This window comes from Sphingopyxis sp. H050, from assembly GCF_001468265.1.
In the GTDB taxonomy this organism is placed as follows: domain Bacteria; phylum Pseudomonadota; class Alphaproteobacteria; order Sphingomonadales; family Sphingomonadaceae; genus Sphingopyxis.
In genome coordinates, this window is sequence record NZ_LNRZ01000004.1 from 104,813 (window position 1) to 124,249 (window position 19,437).

General features: G+C 61.2%; 15 protein-coding genes. 6 read left to right on the forward strand and 9 right to left on the reverse strand.

Annotated features, from left to right (window positions below; translation table 11 throughout):
* Window positions 1-4 precede the first annotated feature (4 nt).
* Genes ATE67_RS21000 through ATE67_RS09640 form a run of 4 tightly spaced genes read right to left on the reverse strand, consistent with a single transcriptional unit; the run spans window position 5 to window position 6,244 of the window.
* Window positions 5-1,405, reverse strand: a complete 1,401-nt coding sequence (locus ATE67_RS21000; protein ID WP_021691203.1) for an efflux transporter outer membrane subunit — start codon at window positions 1,403-1,405, stop codon at window positions 5-7.
* Window positions 1,402-4,470 carry an efflux RND transporter permease subunit gene (locus ATE67_RS09630; protein ID WP_021691204.1) on the reverse strand — a complete coding sequence of 1,023 codons (3,069 nt, stop codon included), beginning with the start codon at window positions 4,468-4,470 and terminating at the stop codon, window positions 1,402-1,404. The genes ATE67_RS21000 and ATE67_RS09630 overlap by 4 nt, the downstream gene beginning before the upstream one ends.
* A 14-nt stretch (window positions 4,471-4,484) precedes the next feature.
* A complete protein-coding gene (locus ATE67_RS21005) occupies window positions 4,485-5,603 on the reverse strand; it encodes an efflux RND transporter periplasmic adaptor subunit (RefSeq protein WP_082660293.1) in 1,119 nt (372 codons plus the stop codon).
* A gap of 17 nt (window positions 5,604-5,620) precedes the next feature.
* Window positions 5,621-6,244: a TetR/AcrR family transcriptional regulator gene (locus ATE67_RS09640; RefSeq protein WP_021691207.1), complete on the reverse strand. Its 624-nt coding sequence runs from the start codon at window positions 6,242-6,244 to the stop codon at window positions 5,621-5,623.
* Window positions 6,245-6,293: 49 nt separating this feature from the next.
* Here ATE67_RS09640 and ATE67_RS09645 point away from each other — a divergent pair, with 49 nt between their 5' ends.
* From ATE67_RS09645 to ATE67_RS09655, 4 genes are all read left to right on the forward strand, one after another.
* Complete coding sequence (locus ATE67_RS09645; RefSeq protein ID WP_040716730.1) at window positions 6,294-7,601, forward strand: NAD(P)/FAD-dependent oxidoreductase; 1,308 nt, start codon at window positions 6,294-6,296, stop codon at window positions 7,599-7,601.
* Between the two features lie 239 nt (window positions 7,602-7,840).
* Window positions 7,841-8,395, forward strand: a complete 555-nt coding sequence (locus ATE67_RS21370) for a hypothetical protein (protein WP_040716731.1) — start codon at window positions 7,841-7,843, stop codon at window positions 8,393-8,395.
* A gap of 38 nt (window positions 8,396-8,433) precedes the next feature.
* Window positions 8,434-9,831, forward strand: coding sequence for an SIR2 family protein (locus tag ATE67_RS09650; protein WP_021691209.1), 1,398 nt, complete (start codon window positions 8,434-8,436; stop codon window positions 9,829-9,831).
* Window positions 9,824-11,818, forward strand: a complete 1,995-nt coding sequence (locus ATE67_RS09655) for an ATP-binding protein (RefSeq protein WP_021691210.1) — start codon at window positions 9,824-9,826, stop codon at window positions 11,816-11,818. The genes ATE67_RS09650 and ATE67_RS09655 overlap by 8 nt, the downstream gene beginning before the upstream one ends.
* Window positions 11,819-12,098: 280 nt before the next feature.
* Here the strand turns inward: ATE67_RS09655 and ATE67_RS09660 are convergent, their stop codons facing one another.
* Window positions 12,099-14,411, reverse strand: a complete 2,313-nt coding sequence (locus ATE67_RS09660; RefSeq protein ID WP_058816507.1) for a putative bifunctional diguanylate cyclase/phosphodiesterase — start codon at window positions 14,409-14,411, stop codon at window positions 12,099-12,101.
* Complete coding sequence (locus ATE67_RS09665) at window positions 14,408-15,004, reverse strand: methylamine utilization protein (RefSeq protein ID WP_231728099.1); 597 nt, start codon at window positions 15,002-15,004, stop codon at window positions 14,408-14,410. The genes ATE67_RS09660 and ATE67_RS09665 overlap by 4 nt, the downstream gene beginning before the upstream one ends.
* 140 nt (window positions 15,005-15,144) lie before the next feature.
* Between ATE67_RS09665 and ATE67_RS09670 the strand changes: the two genes are divergently transcribed.
* Window positions 15,145-16,005 carry a DUF3034 family protein gene (locus ATE67_RS09670; RefSeq protein ID WP_231728100.1) on the forward strand — a complete coding sequence of 287 codons (861 nt, stop codon included), beginning with the start codon at window positions 15,145-15,147 and terminating at the stop codon, window positions 16,003-16,005.
* 10 nt (window positions 16,006-16,015) lie between these two features.
* Window positions 16,016-16,540, forward strand: a complete 525-nt coding sequence (locus ATE67_RS09675) for a group I truncated hemoglobin (RefSeq protein ID WP_058816510.1) — start codon at window positions 16,016-16,018, stop codon at window positions 16,538-16,540.
* Between the two features lie 313 nt (window positions 16,541-16,853).
* On the opposite strand, the gene ATE67_RS09680 is transcribed toward ATE67_RS09675, so the two are convergent.
* Genes ATE67_RS09680 through ATE67_RS09690 form a run of 3 tightly spaced genes read right to left on the reverse strand, consistent with a single transcriptional unit; the run spans window position 16,854 to window position 19,418 of the window.
* Window positions 16,854-17,507, reverse strand: a complete 654-nt coding sequence (locus tag ATE67_RS09680) for a class I SAM-dependent methyltransferase (RefSeq protein ID WP_082660294.1) — start codon at window positions 17,505-17,507, stop codon at window positions 16,854-16,856.
* Window positions 17,500-18,222 (reverse strand): PepSY domain-containing protein, encoded by a 723-nt coding sequence (locus ATE67_RS09685; protein ID WP_231728101.1) that lies wholly within the window; start codon window positions 18,220-18,222, stop codon window positions 17,500-17,502. The genes ATE67_RS09680 and ATE67_RS09685 overlap by 8 nt, the downstream gene beginning before the upstream one ends.
* The gene (locus tag ATE67_RS09690; RefSeq protein WP_197411915.1) at window positions 18,219-19,418 is read right to left on the reverse strand and encodes a multicopper oxidase family protein; all 1,200 of its coding nucleotides are present in this window, start codon (window positions 19,416-19,418) and stop codon (window positions 18,219-18,221) included. Before ATE67_RS09690 ends, ATE67_RS09685 begins: the two co-directional genes overlap by 4 nt.
* Window positions 19,419-19,437 lie beyond the last annotated feature (19 nt).

The window sequence follows — 19,437 nt, forward strand, 5'->3', positions numbered from 1 at the left end:
GAACTTAAGGGCGGATGTCGCGCCAGCCTGCTCCCAACGCGAGCTGCGCGGCTATCCAGCCTTGCGTTTTCTGAACTCGCCGGGCCAAGGCGGTCGACTTTGCATCCAGTGCTTCGACTTGCGCGCCCAACCGTGCACGAGCAGAAATCTGACCCGCATTTTCCCGAACTGTCGCCAATTCAGCGCTTTGCTCGGCAGAGCGCGCGGCAATTTCTGCCTCATTGGCGGCCCACCGACTTGAGTTCCAAGCCTCCAAGGCGCTATCGGACTCTTCGAGTGCGGCCAGAACCACGGCCTGCCACTGTGCAAGCGCGGCTTCCGATCTAGCATCAGCAGATTTCACCCGGCGTAGTAGCCGGGGCATATCAAACAAACCCCAGATCAGGCTCGGCCCAACCGCAAATCCTACGGCGCCATCATCGCCGAGCCGGTCAGGCCGAGCTGAAAGCGCGATATTTCCGGCTAGCGAAATACGTGGATAGAGATCTGTGACCGCAATACGCGCTTGTGCCACAGTGCCAGCAAGCCGCTGCTCGGCTGCGCCGACATCGGGTCGTCGGCGCAGCATGGCTGCCGGATCGCCGGCATCAAGCACGCTGGGAGCGATGGGTAGACTGCCTGGCGCCAGATTGGGGTCAGGCACGCGCCCGCCAAGGATCGACAGACGTCGTGCGCTATTGCGGCGTGAAGCGACAAGGTCAGGTAACTGACCTCGCGCCAGGGCAAGCGCACTAGTTGCCGCCTCGCGATCTATGCGTGAAGCGGCACCGAGCGCTTCCGCTTTATCGACACTCAGTGAAATTGCCTCCAGCGCGGCGATGCGCTTCTGCACCAGCAGCTCTTGCTCGGCAGCGTAGCGATTCTCCACATAAGCGCGGACAACCGACGCCGCTACCGCAGCCTCTGTCTGCCGGCGCAGCCATAGAGCTTCACCTTCCTGAGCGCGTGCTGCTGCGAGGTTCGCGGAGATGCGTCCAAACAGATCGACTTCCCACCCGAGCGTGACTCCGACATTTGCCAGATTCTGGTCCGGATAGCGATCAGGCGCCCCCGGAAATGGGGGCTGGGCTAATCCCGCAACGCGCCTGCTGGAGACGCCAGCTTCAACCGATCCACCTGGCAGAGCGCTGGCCTTCGCTTCGCCAACCAGTGCCTGAGCCGCTTTGAGGTTTGCGGCAGCGGCGGCGAGATCGGCATTGCGCGCCAACGCATCGCTGACCAATGTATCGAGCACCGGGTCATTAAATGCCCGCCACCAGTCCAGAACGACCGGCTGGGCACTCTGTCCTTCTGCAATCACCGTCCAGGTCGGCATCACCGGGGGAACTGGTGTTCGCTCAGAGAGACTGACACAACCGCTTAGCGCGAGCGCAGCCGAAGCGAGTAAGACAACTTGCGATCTCATGACAAAGCCTCCTGAGGCGGGGCAGAACGGGTTCGCAAAGCCGGCAGGCGGTGGAACAACAGCGAATAGAGCGCCGGGATCAGGACCAAAGTGATAAGCGTGCCGAGCGCCAGGCCTCCGATCATCGCGGCTGCCATCGGTCGCCAAAGATCGCCGCCGAAGGCGAACAGCGGCAGAAGACCGACAATGCAGGTAAGCTTGGTCATGATGATCGGGCGCAAACGGACCTCCGCTGCACGGACGATGGCATCGACATGACCGGCACCGTTGGCCCGCTCCTCGACTACTCGTTCGAGCAGTAGAACCGCATTGTTGACGATGATTCCAGCCAGCGCCAGCAGACCGAGCGTGGCGGTGTAGTTCATCTCCTGACGGGCGAGGAACAGACCCAAGGTCGCCCCAATGATGACGAATGGGATCGAGGCCATGACGATCATCGTCTTCCTGACGCTACCAAACTGCCACAGGAACAGTCCGGCCATGCCGAAGAGTGCTATCGGCAAATACTGGATCAGGCCGCCATTGGCTTCGGCAGATTCTTCGATCTCACCCCCCGGGATCACCGAATGCCCGGCTGGCAGGTCGAGGCTGGCGACCGCGTCGGCGACCTTGCTGGTCAGTGCCTGGGCCGTCAGAGTGGGGTGGCGCGCACTAACCATAATCGTGGGGTATTGATTGCGGCGATTTAAAACGCTGTCCTGATCGGCCAGGCGCACTGTCGCGATATCGCCAAGCGTAACGCCCGGCTTGACCAGCGTCGCCGAGATTGCGTCGGGCGAAAGGCGCAGCGTCGCATCGGCGCGCAATACGACCGGGGTCGTGAGTTCGCCACGGGTCAATGTGGTGACCGTTACCCCCGAGTAAGCCGCTTGCAGGGCACGCGCCGTGTCGGCCGGCGTGACGCTGGCGGCTTCCGCGCGTGCGCGATCGATATCTACGACAAGGCGCGGGATCACCGTTTCAGCATCATCTCGGACGTCGAGCGTCCCCGGCACTGTACGCAGTGCCGATTTGAGCTTCTCGGCAGCCTTGCTCAATGTGTCGCGATCGGGCCCTGTAAGAATGAACACCGCCTTGCCGGCTTCCGACATCCCCAGGGAAAAGCGCTTGGGCTCGATACGCGCCTGCGGAAAACGGGTGGTGAGATCGTCGCGCAGTTCGCGCACGACAGCATCGCTATCAGCGCCCTTGGCAAGATTGACGACGGCGTAGGCGCGGTTGCCAGCCGGCAGAGGCGGGTTGAGGCCAAGAATGAACCGCGGTCCACCGTCGCCGACATAAACCACGTTGCTGACGACTTCCGGATGCGCCTTCCGATCGCTTATCCTTGCCGAGATTTCCTGAGCCACCCTCAGGCTTTCCCGAGTGGCGCCTCCGGGGGCGATCTCAATCGGAATCTGTACCTGGGCACGGTCAGACGGACCCAGCAGCCCTTGAGGCAGGAGGCCATTGAGGACGGTCGCCCCTGCGAGGAGCGCAACCATTGCGACAGCTACAGTTGCTGGACGGCCGACAATGATTAGTACTTTGCGCCCGTACCAGCGCCTGAGCCGCCCGATCCAGTCGTCCTTCTCATGCTCCTCGTGAGGGGCTTTGATGTACATCTTGCAGAGTAGTGCCACGACCGTCAGGGCGAGAAACAACGACAGGAGTAATGTGACGCCGAGAACAATAGCGAGGCTGCGCATGTATTCGGCAGTTTCACTCGACCCGGCCACCAGCGGGGTAAAGGCCAGGATGATAGCCAGAGACGAAACCAGCAGCGGCGCGGCCATAGTCTTGCCCGCATGGATAGCAGCGGATTCGGCGGCTTCGCCATCTCCAATACGTCGCTGATAATCCTCGACTACCACGATGGCATTGTCGACGAAGATACCAAGCGCGATGATGATGGCGGCGATTGAGATCTGGTGCAGTTCGATCCCAAGCACGCTCATCACCAGAAGAGTGCCGAGGACCGTTAGCGGCACAATCACACTGGTGACCAATCCAGCACGCCAACCGAGAAACACGACGACGACACCCATGACGATGACGACCGTCTCCGCGAAAATCTTGCCGACCTTCTGCAGATTGTGGCCCACGACCTCCGCCTGATCGGTGATCGGGGAAAGGGTCATCCCGATCGGGAGGTCTGCTTGTGCGGAGGCGACTCCCGCGCGGAGCGCGTCAGCGAAATCGACGACGTTCAGGCCCGTGCGCATCGAGACGCCGAGTACGATCGCCGGTTTGCCGTCGAAAACGGCAGCAGCCGTCGGAGGGTCCTGGGGGCGTTGTTCGATCTTGGCGATCGTGGAAAGCGGGACGGAACCTCCGCCTGGAAGGGCGACGGGTACAGCCCCGACCGCAGAGGCTGTCTTGAGCTGACCGGAGGCATCAAGCATCAGAGTGCGTCCGGACACATCGAGCTCGCCGGCCGACACCACCATGTTCCGATCACCGATCGCCTTGGCGACGGCTTCCAGGCTGATGCCAGCCGCAGCGAGGCGCGCTGGCAATATTTCAATGTAAATTTGTTCTTCACGCACACCGTGAAGCGAGACCTGCTCAACGCCGGTCACGCCTTGCAACCGCAATCGTGCCGCGCGCGCAGCTTCCTGTAGCTGACCCTGGCTGTAACTTTCGCCAGTAAGCGCAAGGGTCATAACTGATACCCGGCCCCAGGAATCGTTGAGGACTGGGCCGATCGTGCCTGCCGGGAAGAGCGCTGCGGCCTCCTGGCTTCGAGCGCGCAAGGTCTGCCAGACCTGGTTTACGCGCTGAGGACTGACATTGCTGTGAAGCGCAATGGTCATGATCACCACGCCAGGGCGCAGAGTCGTTTCCATTTTTTTGACTTCGGCAACGGTTCGCACACGCTCTTCGAGCGGCTTGGCCACTAGGCTCTCCAGACGCTCAGGTGTTGCGCCCGGAAGATAGGCTTCAATTGTGGCAGCCCGAAACGGGACGGTCGGCTCCTCGGTGGCGGGGAATCCGATCAGGATCACCAAGCCTGCGATGAGCAAGGCGACGGCGCCGGTCAGAGTGAAGCGTGACCGCTTCATGGCGATTTCAGTGAGGGACATGATGCCTACCGCGTTCAAGGCGTGAAGGTGAGCGGGCGAACACGTTCGCCAGCCTTGATGAGTTCAGCGCCAGTGGCAATGACGCGCTGGCCAGGAGATAACCGTCCCCGCACCAGCGCGCCCGCAGAGGAGACGCTGATGATCTGAACCGGTTCTGCCGTCGTTCGACCGTCCTGACCGACAACGACAACCCGGCGGGCACCGGAGCGGTCAGCGATGACGGCCGACAAAGGCAGCATCAAATCGCCGTTGGTGGCTCCTCCGGCTGGCAAGCGAACTTCGACGGCCGCTCCGGGTGCTGCGGTGCCTGAAACGATGGTGAACCGCGCTGTCTGTGCATCCACACCGGCAGATCGCGGAGAAAGGCCGGACAATCGAGCTTGCCCGCCCGAACCACCGATATTGAAACGCACGATCGTTCCGATGCGTAGCTGTTCGGCCGTCGCGCTGGAGACCGAAGCAACGATCTCGCGTTCACCCGCACCTTCCAGCGAGAACACGGGGGCCCCAGCCGGAAGTATGGCGCCAAGCTCGCCTTGACGAGCCGTAATCACCCCGGCCACGGGCGCGCGTAATTGGGTTTTTGCCAAGGCACGGGCATTCAGCGCAGCTTGGTCGGAGGTAGCCCGCTGCTGTGCTTCCGCACGGCTGACGTTTGTCCTTGCGGCATCAAGATCCTGCCGCGCCGCCGCGCCAGCCTCAACAAGCCCTTCAAGACGTTTTGCCTCACGGCGGGCAGCATCCAGATCAACATTCGCGGCCTGCATCTGCGCTCGGGACTGGGACGCCTGAAGTCGGAATGGCTCCGCGTCGAATTCTGCAAGAATTTGACCCTGCGCGACCCTATCGCCGATGTTTGCTCTTAGCCGAACAAGCCGCCCAGGATTCTCGGGGGCAATATCATAAGACCCCAATGATCGGACGATGCCAGTGATCTGGGTGTCGCTTGAACTAGCTTGCTGCACCGTCGCCGTGAGAGCCGTCCTGAGCGGCGCAGGTTCTGGCTGGGATGATCCACACCCGGCGAGTTGCCCTGATGCCAGCACAACTGACCCTATCATCAGCCAGCGGCGAACTGATATAACTGAGGCCTTACTAATATATGGCACGCAATCTATGGCCGTGTTTGACATGTGTTAGTCCTTAGAAATCAGATTGGTACGGCGGCGCGGCGCATCATATCGACGCAAGCAGTCACTAACTGAGCGCGAGCGTAACCGGGTAAACAAATGCGCCCGAACAGCCCATCCATTATACAGTTAAATGCGATCGTTAGCTCATACGGATCGACTGAACTTGCGATCTGGCCTTTTGCTTGTGCCAAAGTGACGGCTCGAACCATCGCCGTGGTAAAACGCTGGTCGCAGGAGATCGCAATCTCAGCAATTTCCGGTTTGCGGCTCGCTTCAGCTATAATTTCTAGCCGAAGGCGCGACATGGCTTGCTGCCGTTCGTCCTGCATAGCCAAGAGGAGTATGCTTTCAGCACCATCAAAAAAGTTCTCACTGGCCATCAGAACTTCGATGAGGCCAACGCTTTCGGCGAGATCTAACTCGATCAGAGCTAGAATGAGATCGTCTTTGCTCGGAAAATACTGATAGAGGCCGGCAACACTTATCTCGGCTTCAGCACTGATCTCCGCGGCGGTCGTAAGGTGAAACCCTTTCCGCGCAAAGCATCGATGCGCAGCCTCCAGAATCTGTGAGCGACGCTTAGCACGTGCCTGAGGATCGGCCGGTCGGCCACGGCGTGCAGCGATATTCGATTTGGACATTCGATTTATGTGAGCTATCACTAACCTAATGTCAATCTGGAGATCGTTTATGAATGTCGACAGGCGGCGCAGAAGGATCGTTGTGGTGGGTGGTGGAGTAGCAGGGGTCGAAATTGCCACCTCGCTCGGACGCCGGTCGAAGAACGATCAGAGTATGCCGGCTGTCATATTGGTCGATCGTGATTCCGCCCATATCTGGAAGCCGATGCTTCACACGATCGCGGCAGGTACACGTGATATATCTCAACAGCAGACGCCTTATCTCGCACAAGCCCGAGATGCTGGCTTCGAATATCAGCCTGGCGAGATGTGCAGTCTCAATCGGGCCAATCGCACGATAGGCCTCGCTCCGCTCCATGCTCCAGATGGTCGGTTGCTCGTTCCTGCAAGGGAAATCGCCTACGACACTCTCGTCATATCGGTTGGAAGCGAGGCCAATGACTTCGGAACACCTGGTGTACAGGAATATTGCTTCAAAATTGATTCCCGCTTGCAGGCTGACGCATTCAACCGTGAAGTCCGTATTCGGATGCTGCAATCCGTCGCGCAGGAACAGGACTTATCCATCGCAATAGTAGGCGGTGGCGCGACCGGCGTCGAACTCGCGGCCGAACTAATGCAACTCACGCAGATCGCGGAGGCCTACGGCGCCCCAGCACTATCATCCCGGATCAGGATCACCCTGATCGAGAGTGGGCCACGCTTGTTGCCGGCCTTTCCAGACGACATCTCGCAGGCAACGGAGGAGAGGCTTGAGAGTATCGGCATCAGGGTGATGACTAACTCTAAGGTCAGTGCGGCAACGACGGAAGGCTTCGAGCTTGACGATGGCCCAACGGTCACCGCGTCTCTCAAAGTATGGGCTGCCGGCGTGAAAGCGCCCGCTTTTCTGACCAATCTCGATGGACTCGAGAGCACCCGAGGCAACCAACTTGTCGTGCTGCCGTCACTGCAGACGACACAGGACCCAAACATTTTTTCACTCGGAGATTGCTCAAGCCTTACCTTGTCCCAAGGGGAACGTCCCCTGCCGCCAACGGCGCAGGTCGCCCACCAGCAGGCGCAGCATTTGATTCGTCATCTTCCCGCCGTCATCTCGCGTGGAAAGCGGCCGCCTGATTTTAACTATCGGGATTTCGGTTCTCTCGTATCGCTTGCCGAATATGATGCTTTTGGCTCACTCGGAAAATACGGATTATTCAAGGGAACGACGATAAGAGGAAGACTGGCCCAGTTGAGCCATGCAATGCTGTACCGCAGCCATCAGGCACGGTTGTACGGTTTTTGGCGCGGAAGTCTTGTCTGGATGGTGGATCGTCTCAACATGCGGCTGCGCTCGGCGATCCGCCTCGATTGATCTTCTGGCGGCTTAGTTCGGTAAATGCATGACCGTCTCAAATACTCCGTGCCGAGTAGCGCAATGAGTTTGTCGGCATCCGCCGATGTCACTTGAACTGGATTGCAGCCAGGAGACGCGCCCTGCGGTAAATCACCGAGATCTATGCCAGCGCGTGTCGGTCGCGACGATGTACCCAGCGACACCACGGCCGCGTTGTAAGCAACCCGCTTTCCATATTTCGCCGGAGGCATGGCGACATGACGATAGAATCTCACGATCTAACGGCCAGGCAAGAATTCACGCTCGACCTTGCAGCAGCGGGCAAATGTTATCGCCGAAAGAACCGGCCCGCTAATCGCCGCCGGCAGAAGATTGTCCGCTTCGTTGGACGTGAGGGCGACGTCGAGACCTTTACGGTCCAGCAGACGTTCCCGGTCGTTGGTAGTCTGAACTCCGATCTTCCATCAGATCGCCAAATCGAAGCTGTGGAGCAGTTTTTCAGACACCGCCCAGAGACACGTTGGCAAGCTCACACCATGCTGAGCGCGCGCGATTACGGATTGGAGCTTTCAAGCCGCTATCCGTTTACCGCCATTCGACGGATGGTGATCGGTGTCAGCGTCGCAGCGTTCATACTTAGCGACCGGGCGCTCCGCGACAATGTGCGCCGATGGTGTGAAGATCGCTATCAAGAATCGTGCCCCGGCATCAGCTCGGGAATAGCAAATCATGCTCCTCATCGAATAGCGAGCCGGTTCGCCGAAAAGCTCGTGATGGATATGCGTGGTGCAGGCTCGGAGGTATTCGGCTAAGGCCAGTCACGATCGCGGGGACTGACTGGGGGAATATTATGACGACCGTGCCGCCGGCACCTATCGAATATCAGCTCATTGGCCTCGCTGAAGACGGCGGCATCGGGAACCTACTGGCGGGTCTCGATCAGAAGCAGGGGCGTGTCCGCCTTCAAGCGCTCATATCCGAATGGCTACGAATGGAGAATCTCGTCGTTCTGACGGGATCGGGCACGTCGGTTTCCGTCGGCGGTAAGACGATGGCCAATCTCGAAACGGCTGTATTCGCCACGATCCAGGCGCTGCCCGACATCCCCGCCTCGGTCGCTGCTATCATCGAAGCCCGCAAGAACGCTGTCCTTCTCGCCGCCTTCGACGATGATGACCCGATCGGTTTCGAGGCATGGCTTTCGTTCGTCGCCAATGCTCTGGTCGTCGCGGAGTCTACGGGCGGACCATTTTCCGCCGTGACGTGGCCCAGTACGCCGGCGCCCAGCGTCGCCGATCTGCGTTGGCTCGTCGATCGCCTTCGCATGGCGATTTTCGCCGAGTGCGCGCTTTCGCTCCCTGATACGGGGCTGGCCGCGTCCGCTGATGGCATCGTGCCGCATCTTGCATTTCTATCCAAACTCGTGGCTCGCGATAGCAACCTCGGACGCACCCATCTCTTCACGCTCAATTACGACACGCTTTTCGAGCAGGCATTGGAGCTGCTCGGCGTCCAGTATTTTGACGGTTTCACCGGCCGCGCAGCCGGCCGGTTCGACCCTTCCGTTTATGGTTTGGACATCTACTATCCGGGCGAGGTGGCGGAGGGCCGTGTACGGCGCTTCGACAAGTTCCTGCATTTCTACAAGCTCCACGGCTCGATCCACTGGTTCGAGCAGGGCACCGAGATGCGCGCGCGTCATCCTGATCTGACCCCTTTTCAGACCTACGCCGCCATGACGGCCGAGCAGAAAGCCGCGTCGCTTCTGTCTCTGGTCGGAGGGACGCCTTCGGTCGGGATTCTACCGACCGCGAACAAATTCGCTCAGACGCTTGCGATGCCCTACGCTCACCTCTTCCGGTCCTTTCAGGTGCGGCTCGGCATCCCCCAGACCTTCCTCCTCGTGCTGGGCTATGGCTTCGGCGACGATCATGTCAGCCGGATCATCGAGAATGCGCTCATGAATCCGTCGCTTGTGATGCTGGTAGTCGAACCAAATCCGAACAGTCCGGTGATCGCACGCATCCGGCGATACAAGGATCTCGGTAAGCGCGCCTTCGTCCTATGTCCGACGACGGATGCCTTCTCAGCAACACCATTCAAGCTCGCGACCTTCGACGACTTTGCGCGAACGGTGATGCCCGACGTGCAGTGGCTCGACGACTTCCTTCGCTTGCGCCGCTTCGAAAAGCAGATCGCTTCGTCCGCAACATCAGCCGGAGCGGACACGGAGGGCGCGGATGGATAATCCGCGCCTCGTCGGGCACATCGTGTCGGTTCAAGGCTTCCGAGTGAAGGTCGAATTGCTGCCCGAAACTCGGTCGGCGTTACGCGCCACGCTAGACGGCGTGCAGGCGGCCATCGCAATCAACGCCTATCTGACCTTCTCGCTCGGTGCGGGGGAAACGGTCATCGGCATCATCACCGATCTGGAAGCTCGCGAGACCTTCGATCCCGGTAGCGGGGACGATCTAAACCTCGAACTGATGAAACCACGCCGCGTTGCCAGCGTACAGCTGCTGGGCACGATCGAGCACAAGGACGAGGAGCCTACCTTCAGTCCAGGCATCTCGGTGCTGCCAACACTCGACACTCCCGCGGAGATCGGATCGCCGGACATCCTTCGCGCGGTGTTCGAGATACCACCGCGGCGCAACAAGCCAGAGGACTATGACGCGAAGGATTTCGATTGCGATCTGAAGATCGGATTCCCGACCGGCCAAGACCGCAACGTCGTGCGGGCCTCCTATAACGACCTGTTCTCGCGGCCGCTCGCGATCGTGGGCAATACCGGCTCGGGCAAATCCTTCTCGGTGTCGAGCCTGATCCAGAAGGCGATGGCTGCGCTCGATGGCGCGGCCGAGGAGCCGCACGTCTTCATCCTCGACATCAATGGCGAGTATGCCAAGGCCTTCCCGACGGCTGAAGCGGCGCAACGCTTGCCGGATCGCATCTACCTCAATGGCAAGGAGTTCAGCCTTCCGCTCTGGTTTCTGAACGCCGAAGAAATCTGTGCGTGGCTGAGCGCGTCGGAGCAAACGCAGGAGCCCGTGCTGAAAGACTGGTGGGCGATTGCCAAGGGCGGCAGTGCCACCGCCGCCGCCAGCATGGGAGCGTTTCAGAATGGCATGAGCGCGCTCGACCAGCTCTTGAGCGAACTGACGAAGATCAAGAAGAAGGCAGCCGGCTCCTATTGCGATGCCGTGGTCGGCCACCTCGCCGATACAGACATTGATACAGACCCGTTCGCTGGCCTGTTTACCGCTCATAGGTCAGCTAACGATTTCAACACCGAGGTCATGAACAATCAGGCCGCCATAGCTGCGGAGGCGGAGAAGCTGAAAGACGCGATTCGCGCCAAGATCGTCGGTGGTAGCGGCACGGCGGAGGCCGGTGCACGCACTGCGGACTCTCCGTTGCCGATCGCCCGCGCAACCCTGACCGATCCATCGCTTATCAATCGGGCCGTATCCAAGGAGGATACGTTTCGCGTCGATGCCCACCTGACGACGTTGAAGCTGCGGCTGAAAACCCGCCTCGACGACAAGCGATGGCGCGCCTTCCTCAACTATGAGGAGACCGATACGAAGATCGAGAAGCTGTCCTCATGGTTCGCACGCTTCGGGCTTGGTGCTGCAACGGGACCGAAAGTCTCGGTGCTCGACCTGTCAATGTTGAGCAACGAGGTTCTTCCCTATGCTTGCGCGGTGATCGGGCGGGTGTTGCTGGAGGCGCGTGAGCGCCTGCCCGCAGCCTCGCGCTATAAGCATCCGTGGGTGCTTGTTCTCGAAGAGGCGCACAACTATGCCCGCCCGGCCCGCTCAGACGAGGATCGCGGTCATCGCCTAGCGCGGTTGACATACGAGCGCATCGCCAAAGAGGGGCGCAAATTCGGCCTTTCACTCATCATCGCCAGCCAGCGGCCGAGCGAGATCAGCCAGACGATCATCAGCCAGTGCGCCAACTTTATCAGCCATCGCCTACAAAATCCTGACGATATCGACCATTTCCGGCGCATCATTCCAATGCAGGCGAGACGGCTGCTCGATCAGGTGACTATCCTGTCGTCAGGCGAGGCAATCGTATTCGGTAGCGCCTTTCATATTCCGACGCGGGTTCAATTCGACCGGCCTCAACCCGGCCCTTATAGTCAGACGGCCGCGCCCTATCATGAGTGGCGCAAGGAACAGAATCCGTTCCCGCTGTCGCAGGTCATCGATGCGTGGGGTGCCTGACGCGCAGGTTTCGCCAGCCCTGCTCATGGCATTGTGCAGCGGCTCATTTCAAAACACTAGAAATGGGGACCACCTAGGCGAACAGGCCGCTGCCCTCTACGGCGACAATCGGCGGAGAAAGACGCTACACGGTGGCCCAATCATAGTGCGATAGCGTAGGTATAGTGCCCATCCTCATCGGGCGTGGCCCGCCATTCCAATGACAATTCGATCAGATCGCGCGCGGCAGCGATCGGCGGCGGCGACAACGTCCGACGGCGCGCGAATGGGCGGGCGGGCCTCAGGCTCTCAGCCGCCGGGCGTCCGTGTCGCCGGCCATATCCGCGATAAAGGAATGGACTGCATGGGCGTCGATAGGCTTGCTCAGCAGATAGCCCTGAATCTGATGACATCCTTCCTTTCGCAGGATTTCCGCCTGCTCCTGGTCCTCGACGCCCTCAGCCAGCGTTTCCATGCCCAGTGCGTCGGCAAGCGTCGTGATCGCGCGGATCATGGCATTCGCGTTGCCGCCCTGCGACAGATCGCGAACGAAACTCTGGTCGATCTTGAGCTTGTCGAAGGGGAAGGATCGCAAGTAGCTGAGCGACGAATAGCCGGTGCCGAAATCGTCGAGCGCGATGCGGACGCCCAGCGCGCGCAGGCTGTGCAAGGCTTCGAGCGTCTTGTCGACGTTCGAGATGAAGATGCTCTCGGTGATCTCCAGCTCGAGCCGGTTGGCGGATAGGCCCGATGAAGCCAGCGCCGACAGCACGATCGTGGCGAGGTTCGGGCTCTGGAATTGCCGGGGCGAGATATTGACCGCGACCGACAGGTCGTCGGGCCACGACGCCGCCTGTCGGCACGCCTCGCGGATCACCCATTCGCCGATCTGAACGATCAGCCCTGTTTCTTCGGCAAGCGGGACGAAATCGACCGGGCTGATCATGCCATCGGCATGCGGCCAGCGGATCAGCGCCTCGAAGGCTTTCAGCCGTTCTTCGTGCATGCTGTACAGCGGCTGGAAATAAAGCTCGAATCCGCCGTCGCGAATGGCGAGGCGCAGGTCGAGTTCCATCTGGCGCCGGTGCCGCGCCTGCTCGTCGAGCGACTGTTCGAAGAAATGATAGGTCGCCTTTCCGTCGCGCTTCGCACGATAGAGCGCCAGGTCGGCGTTCTTCATCAAGGTGGTGCCGTCGATGCCGTCGCCTGGCGCGACCGCAATGCCCATGCTGGCCGACGCATCTGCCTGTTGCCCGTCGATCATGACCGGACGGCCGAAACAATTTTGGAGCCGGTCGGCGAGCGCAGCAAGATTTTCGTTCGCGGGCAGATCGCCGATCAGGATGGCAAATTCGTCACCGCCCAGCCGCGCGACGATCGCCCCGCCCAACACGCTGTGCAGATGCGCCGCGACATTGCGGAGCAACGCGTCGCCGGCCGGATGCCCCAGCGTGTCGTTGACGACCTTGAAATCGTCCAGATCGACATAAACGACCATCAGCTGCGTACCGTCGCGCCGTCGGGCCAGCGCCTGGTCCAGCTGTTCGACGAACAGCTTGCGGTTGGGCAGGTTGGTGAGGCCGTCGTGGAGCGCCACATGCGTGATCTGGCGCTCGCGTTCTTCGATGGCGGCGACCATGGCGTTGAAGCTGGCGCCAAGGCGGCCGATCTCGTCGTCCGACGTGACCTCCACCTTGGCATCCTTGCCCTCGCTCAGCAGCCGCGTCGCGTCGTCGAGCGCGCTCAATGGGCGCGTGATCGTCCGCGCGACGCGCCAGCTAAGGATGAGGACCAGCGACAGGCCGGCGGCCGCCAGTGCGGCAAGCAACAGTTGCAGGCCCGAATATTCGTCGAGCGCCTTGCTGAGCGAGTGATTGAGGACGAGCCGGGGACGGACCCCCTGCTGCAGCGCGGGCAGCGCCGTCACATGATGCAGGATACGCTCGCTGTCGTCGCTTTCGACCACTTGGCCAAGCGGCGCATCCGTCAGCCGGGCGGGCAGCCGCGCTGCGCGCAGGACGCGCGCATCGATGTCGACCGCCGCCAATTTACTCAGCCGCTGCATCTCTCCGGCGTCCAGCGGCTGCGCGAGGACAAGCCAGCCGATCGTGTCGGGCACCTCGATCGGGGACGCCGCCGCCAGCGCCAGCTTGTTGCCGATCTGGATGATGCCGTGATCCCGCCCGCTATCGAGTGCGTCCCACAATTCGGTGGCCGGCGGCAGCGCGTCTTCCGAGGAGCCAACGACGCTGCCATCGAGCCCGACGACAAACGCAGCGGCGCTGCGCGAGCGTTGGCGCAGGCTGACAAGCGCGCTTTCGATCGTCGGTTCGTTCTCGGTCGCCACCGCCTCGCGAAATCCGAAGTCGCGCGACAGCACATCGGCCGACCCGCGCATCTGCTGCGCGCGAAGCTGGATGATCTCGTCAAACACGCGCGCATTGGCGGCCAGGTCGCGCGAGGCGCTGTCCTCGCCGAAGCGCGCAATGCCGTTGCCGGCCAGCAAGAGTACCGCGGCAAGGATCGCGGCGAACAGCGTCGCATAGACCACGGCGATCCGCAGCTTCAGCGACCGGAAGCGAAATCTCGCTGGCAAGGCGGCGATCCGGATCATCGCAGTTTCAGCGCAATTTTCTGATTGAGTGGGCCCGCGCCCACTGCAAGCGCGCGCTTGAGCTCGCCGCCCGGCGTTCGAGCGCGCGGATGCCAGACGGTCAGCTGATAGCCGCCCGCCGCCATGCCCGTCAGGCGGACGAGGCCATTTTGGTCGGTTTTGCCGGCAAATGGCGTGTCGACGACGCGAATATAGCCCCGCATTTGATCGTGGATGTTGCAGCCGAGCGCGACCGTGCCGGTGACCGGAAAGCTTTGCGTGCGCGACTGGTCGCGGCCGTAGAGATCGATTTCGAACCGCGCCGGCTTCGAGAAACTGTAAACGCTGTGCCGCACGCTATCCAGATTGGGAAAGGCGACCGCAGTCCCCTTGGCGACGACCAGCGTCCCGGGCACGAATGCGACATTTTTCTGGGCCATGGCTGGTTTCCAGCCAAAGCGGATCGCGCCGCCGCGCCAGCCGCCGTTGGGCGTGAGTTCGACCACGGCGTCGCGCACGGGCACGCCGCTTTCGTCAACGATCTGCACCTGCACGGCCGCCGGGGCGGCCGCCCGGGAGGCAGCCAGCGGCACGGCCAACGCGAACGCGGTCACAATGAGAATTGGTCCCCTCATGCTGTCCGGCTACGGGACAGAAATTAACAATCCCTCAAGTTTTCAAAGGTGTGGTTAACGCAATTCTCACCTTTCGCTGCGATTGTGCCGTTATGGACCAACCGCTTCTTCGCTTTTCGATGGCGCTTCCGCTCCTCTTCGCCTGTGTCTCGACGCCGGCGCATGCCGAAGACACGCCGGTGATCGACGGCGGCAAGCTGCTGCTGACCAATGGCGTGTCAACGATCGAAGGCACCAGCGGCGGCGGCGTCGCCACCTGGGCCACGATCGCCGGCAGAGAAACCGATCGCGGCATCGGCTTTTCGGGGCATGTCACACTTATCGAGCTTCCCGACTATGGCTGGCAGAGCCATGGTTTCGCCGTCGGCATCGCGAACCGCCTCGAGCTCAGTTACGCGCGGCAGAATTTCGATACGCGCGACGTCGGCACCGCGCTGGGTCTTGGTAAGGGCTATACGCTGAACCAGGATGTTTTCGGCGCCAAGCTGCTCCTGGTGGGCGACGTCGTCTATGGCGACCCGCTGCTTCCCCAGATCAGCGTCGGGGTCGAGCATAAGCGCAACCGCGACACGCCGGTCGCGCTGGCAGTCGGCGCGGCGCAAGGCCGCGGCACCGATGTGACGCTCAGCGCCACCAAGCTGTTCCTGTCGCACAGCGTGCTGGTCAACGCGACCGCGCGGCTGACCAAGGCAAACCAGACCGGTCTGCTCGGTTTCGGAACCGCAGGCAACGACAAGCATTCGCTGCAGTTCGAAGGGTCGGTCGCCTATCAACTGTCGCGCCGCGCGGTAATCGGCGGCGAATATCGCACCAAGCCCGACAATCTGGCGATCGCGCGCGAGGATGATTGGTGGGATCTGTTTGCAGCCTATGCACTGACAAGAAATCTTACCGTCACCGCGGCCTATGTCGATCTCGGCTCGATCGCCACCTTCGACAAGCAGCGCGGCGGATTCCTGTCCGCTCAGCTCACCTTTTAAGGGGTTCGCCATGTTCCTGATCGCCGCCGCCCTGCTCCTGCAACCCGCCGTCGAGCCGCCCACCGATTGGGACAAGGAGTTCGGCGTCGAGGAGAAGCAGCGCGATCCGGTCACCGGCGAGCTGCCGGTCGATCCCTATGTCCAGGACAATCGCAACGCCGGCACGACGCCCTTTACGGGCACCGCGATGGCCGAGGCTTTCGGCGGACAGGACGGGATCCGCCGCATCGCCAGCCGCACCGTCGAATTGTCGGAGGCCGATCCGCGCATCGCCGCCATCTTCGTGTCGCACGACATGGTCCGCCTGAAGCGCACCCTGTTCGAGCAATTCTGCTACATCCTGAATGCCGGGTGCGACTACAGCGGCCGCGACATGGCGGCGTCGCACAAGGATTTGGGCATTCGGATGCGCGACATGAACGCGCTGGTGGAAAATCTGCAAACCGCGATGCGTGAAGAGAAGATCGCTTTCGCCGCGCAGAACCGGTTCCTGAGCAAGCTGGCGCCGATGTCGGGTGATGTTATCCGGCGCTAAGAGCCCGCCAGACGCCGGTTATCAGATGGTGCCCCTGGCCGGACTCGAACCAGCACTCCTTGCGGAACTCGATTTTGAGTGGGCCGAGACTATGTTAAGTGTTTGTTATTGAACGATATTTTGAAATTTTTTCAATTTTTGTGTAAGGTTTTGTGTAAGTGTGTAAGACTTGTGTAAGGCTTTCCGACAAAAAATCGGACGCGCCTGACGCTGTGGTTTTCCCTTCGCAGACTTGGATTCCGCTGTCCAGAAGCAACGGTGGGTTTCGGCATTCCTGATCGCAGCTATGACAGCCCGTTTGCCGATTTGAAGATCATCGATTTGCCCGGATCGCGCTGAATATCGAAATCCTACCTGTAGGCGTGTCCAACCCCCACACAGCGTCGAGCGGCTTACCGCAAATTCGCATCAACTCTCGCTCCATAAATCCATCGGCATTGGGCTGAGTGTTGGTCCGCCCGTCGGCGGATTGGACGATCTTGAACGCCTGCCGCATCAGCCAGCTTCGCTGCTCGGCATAGTCCGCAACCAGCACCAGCCCGCCAAGCTTAGTCGCCTTGAACATCGCCGCAAGACCGGCGCGCTTTTCCTCAATCGGGACTTGGTGGAAGACGAGACTGGAGACAACCTTGTCGAACTGACCGAAGTTGGCCGCATCGTGTGCGAAGCCCGGCAGCCACTCAATCTCCACCCCGGCAGCTTGCGCCTTGGCCGCGGCTATGCTGCGCGCCTCGGGATCGGGATCGATGCCGACGATCCGCGCATTTGGCTCCGACTGCTTGACCCGGATCGCGAACGAACCGGTGCCGCACCCGACATCGAGGATGCATTCGCCCGGTTGGGGCGCGAGTGCTTCGAGCAGTTTGGCCCGCCATGTCGCCTCGCGGGTCAATAGAGCGAGCAGGCGGTCGTAGGCGCTGGTCGGCAAGAACCGTCCGGCGGCGGGGGTGAATTGCGTTTCAGGCAACGCGCCGCGCCCTTCGGAAAGGCCAGCGCATGAACAGCAGGACCGTCCCGGCAATCCCCAGCGCCAACCCGCCGATTGCGAAAGCCAGAAGCCACCAGGTGTTGAAATCCTCGTGGTTCTTCCAGTCCATGATGTGCAGGCTCCAGAAGAAGTCGTAGAGCCGCCACGTCCCGGTGCGGACGGCGGTAATCTTGCCGGTTTCCGCCGCGACGAAGACGCTTGTGCGGTCGGGATCGGCGAAGGCGATGCGCCATGCTGGCAGCGCGCCGCGATATTCGGGACTTTCGGCAGAAACGCGGCTTGGCTGCGATGCGGGCTTGTCAGCGCTCTTCCAGGCAGATCGGGCAATCCGGGTCGCTTGGACAGCATCGACCGGAGACAAGGCCGCGCCGGTGCGGGCATCGAACAGGCGCACCCCCTTCCCGGTCGTAACCTCCGCAATCGGCCGCCCGTCGAGCATTCGCCAGGCAATCGCCTCGACCGGCGCGTCGGCTTGGGCAAGCAACCTTGCCGGGGCGATCATCGGCGTGCCGGGCGGAATGGTGGCGACTGCCTCGCGGTCCACCAAATGCTCGCCGCGCACCTTGTCGATCGGCAGGAAGCTCATCAATGTGCCGCTGGCGAACCAGATCAGAAGCTGCGCGCCAATGACCAGCGCCAGCCACTTGTGGATACGGCTTGCAGCAAGGTGAAGGCGTGTGCGGTGTTGTATCACGCCCCACGCCTGACTGGTGCGCCGAAATCGGCTTTATCGCTCACGCGGTGCGCCACCGTGCCCGGCGGATGACGATACCAGCCGGGGTCGCCGAAATCACCCGGCGCAATATTGTCGCGCACCTTCACGACGGTGAACATGCCACCCATCTCCATATTGCCGAACTGGCCCTTGCCCTGCATCATCGGTGCCGTATTGACCGGCCCCTGATGTCCGCCATCGGTATGTTCCTGATGTTCGGCCATGCCGTTCTTCATCATCGGCAGAAAGCCGGGTGATATCTTGCGGATGCGCGCGTCCACGCCCGATTGGTCGACGCCGGTCTGGTTAGGGATGCCATGTCCCATCGCGTTCATCGTATGGTGCGCCATATGGCAATGGAAGGCCCAGTCGCCCGCCACGGCGGTAAACTCGATGTCACGCATCTGCCCGACGCCGACGATTTCGGTCACTTCGCGCCGCCAGCGTTCGCGCGGCCAACGGCCGCCATCCGACCCGGTGACATCGAACTGGACGCCGTGAAGGTGAATGGGATGGTTCCACATTGACAGGTTGCCGATGCGGATGCGCACCCGGTCGCCCGTGCGCGCAACCAACGGCTCGATCGCCGGGAACATCTTGGAATTGAACGTCCACTGGTCGAACTCGACCATGATCGACGGGTCGGGCCGCCACGTTCCGGGCTTGAGCGCCCAATTGTGGAGAAGGAGGGCGAAATCACGGTCCACGGCCTCGCGGACGCGCGGATGGATGATGAACAGTCCCATCATCCCATAAGCCATCTGGGTCATTTCGTCGGCATGGGGATGATACATATGCGTGCCGTGCTGGCGCAGTGTGAATTCATACGCATAGGTTTCCCCAGGGCGAATATGCGGCTGGGTCATGCCGCCCACACCGTCCATGCCCGAGGGCAGGATCAAACCGTGCCAGTGGACCGAGGTATGTTCGCCGAGCCGGTTCGTCACCAGAATCCGCACCCGGTCGCCCTCGACCGCTTCGATTGTCGGCCCCGGCGTTGAGCCATTATAGCCCCAGCATTTGGCTTTCGATCCCGGCGAGAATTCATGGTCGACCTCCTCGGCGACAAGGTGGAACTCTTTTACGCCGCCGACCATCCGCCACGGCAGGCTCCAGCCGTTAAGTGTGCGGACGCGACCAAAACCGCCAGTGCGAGGGGCTGACGGTGCTGCCATTTCAGGTGTCGCTATATTG